This is a genomic window from Bradyrhizobium sp. CCH5-F6 (assembly GCF_001556045.1).
Taxonomy (GTDB): domain Bacteria; phylum Pseudomonadota; class Alphaproteobacteria; order Rhizobiales; family Xanthobacteraceae; genus Bradyrhizobium.
Map to the genome: position 1 here is coordinate 1 of NZ_LSIC01000182.1, position 5352 is coordinate 5352.

8 protein-coding genes are annotated in these 5352 nt (G+C 63.1%); all 8 read right to left on the reverse strand.

Annotated features, from left to right (window positions below; translation table 11 throughout):
- The coding region (locus AX729_RS31165) for a cation efflux transmembrane domain-containing protein (RefSeq protein WP_197433720.1) at positions 1-343 on the reverse strand (343 nt) is incomplete at its 3' end.
- Positions 336-1235, reverse strand: a complete 900-nt coding sequence (locus tag AX729_RS31170) for a cation diffusion facilitator family transporter (protein ID WP_057196386.1) — start codon at positions 1233-1235, stop codon at positions 336-338. The genes AX729_RS31165 and AX729_RS31170, both read right to left, overlap by 8 nt.
- A gap of 3 nt (positions 1236-1238) precedes the next feature.
- Entirely contained in the window at positions 1239-2099 is an 861-nt protein-coding gene (locus AX729_RS31175; RefSeq protein WP_057196387.1) for a hypothetical protein, read from the reverse strand.
- The gene (locus tag AX729_RS31180) at positions 2096-2590 is read right to left on the reverse strand and encodes a hypothetical protein (RefSeq protein ID WP_057196420.1); all 495 of its coding nucleotides are present in this window, start codon (positions 2588-2590) and stop codon (positions 2096-2098) included. Before AX729_RS31180 ends, AX729_RS31175 begins: the two co-directional genes overlap by 4 nt.
- Before the next feature lie 19 nt (positions 2591-2609).
- Entirely contained in the window at positions 2610-2855 is a 246-nt protein-coding gene (locus AX729_RS31185; protein WP_057196388.1) for a PilZ domain-containing protein, read from the reverse strand.
- 25 nt (positions 2856-2880) lie between these two features.
- Complete coding sequence (locus AX729_RS41700) at positions 2881-3195, reverse strand: ferritin family protein (RefSeq protein WP_057196389.1); 315 nt, start codon at positions 3193-3195, stop codon at positions 2881-2883.
- Entirely contained in the window at positions 3126-4322 is a 1197-nt protein-coding gene (locus AX729_RS31195) for an OpgC domain-containing protein (RefSeq protein ID WP_063817318.1), read from the reverse strand. Before AX729_RS31195 ends, AX729_RS41700 begins: the two co-directional genes overlap by 70 nt.
- Positions 4319-5352, reverse strand: a 1034-nt coding sequence (locus AX729_RS31200) for a heavy metal translocating P-type ATPase (RefSeq protein WP_156457303.1), incomplete at its 5' end; no start/stop codon positions are given. The genes AX729_RS31200 and AX729_RS31195, both read right to left, overlap by 4 nt.

Genomic DNA, 5352 nt, shown 5'->3' on the forward strand with positions numbered 1-5352 from the left:
CCTTCAGACCGTAGGTGAAGCGACCGCTGGGCGCCCGCTTCGCTGCGACCGACGCGGCCCAAGCCACGACCAGGCCGAGTACGTCGCTCAGATTGTGCCCGGCGTCCGCCAGCAGCGCCGTCGAGTTCCCGAGGTAGCCATAGACGGCTTCGGCCGCGACCAAGGCGGTGTTCGGCCCGATGCCGATGGCGAAAGCTTTGCCGAAGCTCGCCGGAGCATGGACATGCCCAAGCCCGCCATGATCGTGATCATGGCCATGCTGCTCGCCGCCATGATCATGGCGGCCATGACGCCGGTAGTCATGGTCGGCGGCGCCGGCGCTGCGATCACCTGCCTCAGACATGGAGCACGGTCTCCTCGGCTCTCATGGCCTCGTCCTCAAGTTGGATTGTCGTGTGCTCGATGCCGAAGTCGCTCTTCATCAGGTTGCGGGCCGCCCGCAGCGCCGCACGCCCGGCCGACATGTCGGCGACGACGAGGTGGCAGCTCATGGCGTCGAAGCCGGACGTCACGGTCCAGACGTGCAGATCGTGGACGGCGACGGTTCCCGGAATGGCGAGTAGCTGCTTTTCGATGGCGCCGATATCGACGTTGGGTGGAGTTCCTTCCATCAGGATGTGGGTCACCTGGCTGAGGAGCGACCACGTCCGGGGCACGATGAACAATCCGATACCGGCACCGATGATGGGATCGGCAAGCGCCCACCCCTTCCACATCATGAGCAGAGCGGCAACGATCACGCCGATCGATCCGAGCATGTCGCTCAGCACTTCGAAGTACGCGCCCTTGACGTTCAGGCTTTCGGAGGAGCCGCTCGAGAGCAGCCACATGCTGACCAGATTGACGACGAGGCCGATAGCGGCGACGATAAGCATCGGCCCGCTCAGTACCTCGGGTGGCGATAGGAAGCGCTGATAGGCTTCGTACAGGATGTAGACGGTCAGCAGCAGCAACACGCTGGCGTTGGCCAATGCCGACAAGACCTCCATCCGGAGGTAGCCGAAGGTGCGTTGCGGCGTCGCCTCGCGTGCGGCAAAGCGGATCGCGAGCAGCGCCAGCGCGAGACCACCGACGTCGGTGAGCATGTGGGCGGCGTCCGCGAGCAGCGCCAAGCTGCCCGTCACCAGTCCTCCGATGACCTCCGCAATCATGTATGTCGCGGTCAGTGCGAGCGCCCAGGCGAGCCTCGTCGCGTGCCTGGCGCCAGCCGTTCCGACGGTTCCTCCTCCGTGCATGTCTCAATCTCCGGTCGTAGCCGCCTTCTGCGCGCGGTCGTCCGGATCTTCTAGCGCTCGGCGGAGGTTTCGCTCGAGCTCGTCGAGCAGGAAGAAGCTGACGTCGTCCACCGAGCCGTGTCCCTTGGCGAAGGGTTGTTCGAGGAGCCGAACGAGGTAGAGGACGTAGACGAACATGTAAGTGATGAAGCCGAATAGCAGCGCGGAAGCGGGATCGCCCTCGGTCTTCAACAGCAGCAGAAGGAGCACGATCGACCCGACGAGGGTCTGCACCAGAACGTGGACGGACGGCACGAACTCGACGCGCTGAATGGTGTAGATCCGGAGCAAGGCTCTCCGGATCACGTCCTGATTTGTCCGGAGGCGAACGACGAAATTCGCGGCCATACCCATGCTCTCGAGCCGACCCAAGATCGGCGTCAGCTTGGCCAGCTCATCGAGGGCGGGAGGAACGTCCTTGTGGCCGTTTTTGTGCCCGAGACCCTCGCGAAGCCTGTCGATGACGGCCAGCAGCAACTGCCGAGCCTTTTGTAGGTCGAAGGCATCGTTGGTCTGCGCGAAGCACGCGAGATCGCCGTCGATGGCCTCGATGGAATTCCTGAGGTCGGCCGGAATTTTCTCCGCCTCCTTGTAGTCCTGAAGGATGCTCGACAGCAGAAAGCCGACGATGAAGACGGAGCCGCCGATGCCGCTGGTCAGCAGACGGTTGAGATCGAGGAACTCGAGTCCGAAGTAGTGGACCGCGACCTTCGCTGCGCTCAGAAGCAGCACAACGACTCCCACGGTGAAGAATAGCCGGAACCTCTTCCAGAGGGAGATATCAGCGCCACCGAAGTGAAGATGGGAGATGATCGACGTCGTCACCGCTCGACACCCTTTCCGAATGAATGAACGGGCACGAATGTGCGTCCGTTCCAACGTAGAATAGCCGGCCGGTCTCCCGCGAACTGCAGTCCGACGATCCCGGCCTCGTTGATCAGCTTTATGTCGTCGACATAGGCGCTGAAGACCCGGCGCGAATGGCCGGCCCGTTCCAGGTAGACTTCATGAAGGCATTGATCGGCCCGACAGATCGCCTCTCGCTGCTCGCAGGCGAAATTTTCGAAATGCAGCGACCTGAAGTGCAACCCGCCGGCTCCGATGGTGGTGGAAAAGTAGTGCGTCGCTGCGGCTTTCCCGCCGCATTGACGCTCCAGACGGATCAGACCGTGACGGATATCGGCTGGGAGCAGATCGATGTGCTCAGCGGCATAGGGACGCTCGCTCGCGATGCTGCCCCGCGCTTCGACGGCGCCTACTATAGCGATCAAACCCAATATGCTTCCGAGCGCCTGGAATACCGCATGCTTCCTCATCTGCGCCTCCACCGCCGGATTACCCACACTCTTCGAACTCCACGCCCAACCGCTTCTCCTTAACCCACGCGACCCGACAGGCGCGCCGTGTCCCGTCCGCCGGCACCACAGGCGTGAAATCACGGGGGATGCCGAGCGGGCTTTCGACCTCCAACATCGCGCCCCGATCGCTGAGGTTCCGGATAGAGCAATCGATCGCGGAGCTTCCGAACTCGATCGATCCCTTCTTAAGAACCCTTCGGCGCGGGTCTCCACGTCGTTCCATTCCGGCTGCTCCGGCAGTCATGCGATCACTCGACCGCCTTCTCGGCCTTCTCGCCGAGCTTGACGATGTCGCCCTCGGTGAAGAGGATTCCCTTGAGCTCCTCGCGCCACTCCTTCTTGCGTCGCAACAGGAATTCGAGGTTCATGCCGAAATGCTTGAACTCCTCCTTCTGCGCGTTGGCCATGATGGCTTTCGCCGTCTTGTCCTTTTCGACGGACATCCGCTGTTCGTACCGATTGATGGCCTCGGCTTCTTCGATCAGCGAAGCTATCATCCGCGCGAAGGTGCGGACCTCTTGCGAAAGCTCCTGCGGCGGTTCGTGGTATTGATCGAAACCCATCCCATCGCTCCCTTCGTGCCAGTCGTGGCTGCTGAATGTCGCGCTCGACGGGTCTTTCGGCCGGTTGCGGCGCGATAGTCCCGGGTCCATGTCTTGAAATAGGCGACGGCGATCATGATGCCGATGCCCGCGACGCTGACGACGATCTGGAAGGCGAGCGACTCGGAGACGAGGTCGATGGCGAAGTAAGCGACGAACGCCAGGAATACGCCCGCGCAAAAGACTTCGAGCGATCGCTCTCCGCACAGCCGTAGCGGCCGAAGCCAAGGAGCCGACAGGAACGGCGCCTCCTTCGGAATCAACCGTGAGACGAGGATCGCGAGCGCGAGAAAATGGACGATGCGGTACGGCGCCAGATTCGTTTTGTCGTTCGGAATAAACGCCGAGCGGACGGATTCGGGGATCAGGTTATGATTGCCGGTCCGCGCCGCGAGCGTGACGATGGCGGCGAACAGGAGAAGGAAGCCGGCGGCACCGAGTGTTGTCTTCGAGTTGATGAGCGCCCTTACCGCACCCGCGCCCCCGACGGCGGCCCACGCACCGATGACGAACAGAAACTGCCACGCGAACGGATTGAAATACCAGTGGCCGGCGGGATACGCCGGTAGATTCCATCCCCAGGTCTGTGCGGCGACGTAGACGCCTGCCGAGATCGCCAGCGCGACGTTGGGCCACCTCATAAGAACCCAAAGCAGCGGTGGAAACGCGATCATCAACGCAATGTAGAGCGGCAGGACGTCGAGGTTCAGCGGCTTGTACTCGAGCAGGAGTCCGTGCTTCAGGAACTCGACCGGATCCCGAATGAGAAGCCGGATGTTGAACTCGTCGAGCAGGTGGGCGTGGCCATACCGCTGCGCCACGTATCCGATCGTGACGACGTAGAAGACGAAAAGCAGGAGGTAGGCGACGTAGAGCTGCCAGGCTCTGCCGAGAATGCCGAAGGCGGCAGTATATCCGGACACGAACACGAACAGCTCGGCAGCATCGCTGAAACCGTAGTTTCGGGCCGTGATCCAGGCGACCGCATTGTTCGGAACGTGGTCAACGAAGATCGCCCAGTTGGCCAGTCCACGAAACAGGTCGAGGCGGAGGTCACGGTCGCTGGTTTGGACCCTGTTGGCCGTCATGTGGACGCCCCCTCGCCCGCTCTACCGCGGCCCGGTATCGAAAGCAGCCGCAGCGCGTTCATGGTGACCAAAACGGTCGCGCCGGTGTCGGCGAGGATGGCGGGCCAAAGTCCGGTGATCCCGGCGATGGTGGTGACCAGAAAAACCGCCTTCAGTCCCAGTGCGATCGAGATGTTCTGCCGGATGACGCCCATCGTCCGTCTGGACAGTTCGATCATGGCCGGCACATCGGCGACGCGCCCGTGAAGAACCGCGGCATCCGCGGTCTCGAGCGCCACATCGGTGCCGCCGCCCATCGCGACGCCAATGTCGGCGGCGGCCAGAGCCGGCGCATCGTTGATGCCGTCGCCAACCTTGAGAACGACCTCCCCCTGGTTCTTGTAGGCCTCGACGGTGCGCTGCTTGTCCTCCGGCATCATCTGGGCACGATGATCGATGCCGAGATCGCGCGCGAGCGCGGCGGCGGTGCGTGGATTGTCGCCCGTAAGCATCACAGACCGGACCCCGCCGTTGGCCAGGCGCCGCAGCGCCGCGACGGCATCGCTCCTCAACTCGTCCCGCATGGCGATGCAACCGGCGATCTCGCCATTGACGACGAGCACCGATACCGTCTTCCCCCCTTCGTTGAGCGCCTCGACGAGCTTTCTCTGGTCTTCGGCAAGCGGGGCAATCCGTTCGGCCGCAGCGGGCGAGCCAAGAAAGACCGTACGCCCCCCGAGAACTGCCCTGACGCCCTCTCCCGCCAGATTTACGAAGTCCTCGACATGCTGCGGCCGAGCGCTCTTGTCGGAGGCCGCCTGCAGGATTGCAAGCGCGAGAGGATGGCTGGAGCCGCGCTCGAGCGATGCGGCAACGGACAAGATCTCGACCTCCCCGTGACCGAATCCGACGACGTCCGTGACCTTTGGCTTCCCCGCGGTGAGCGTCCCCGTCTTGTCGAAGCAAGCGACGGTAACGTCGCGCAAGCGCTCGAGAACGGCTCCTCCCTTCAGGAGCAGGCCGCGGCGCGCTCCGGACGCGAGGCTCGCGG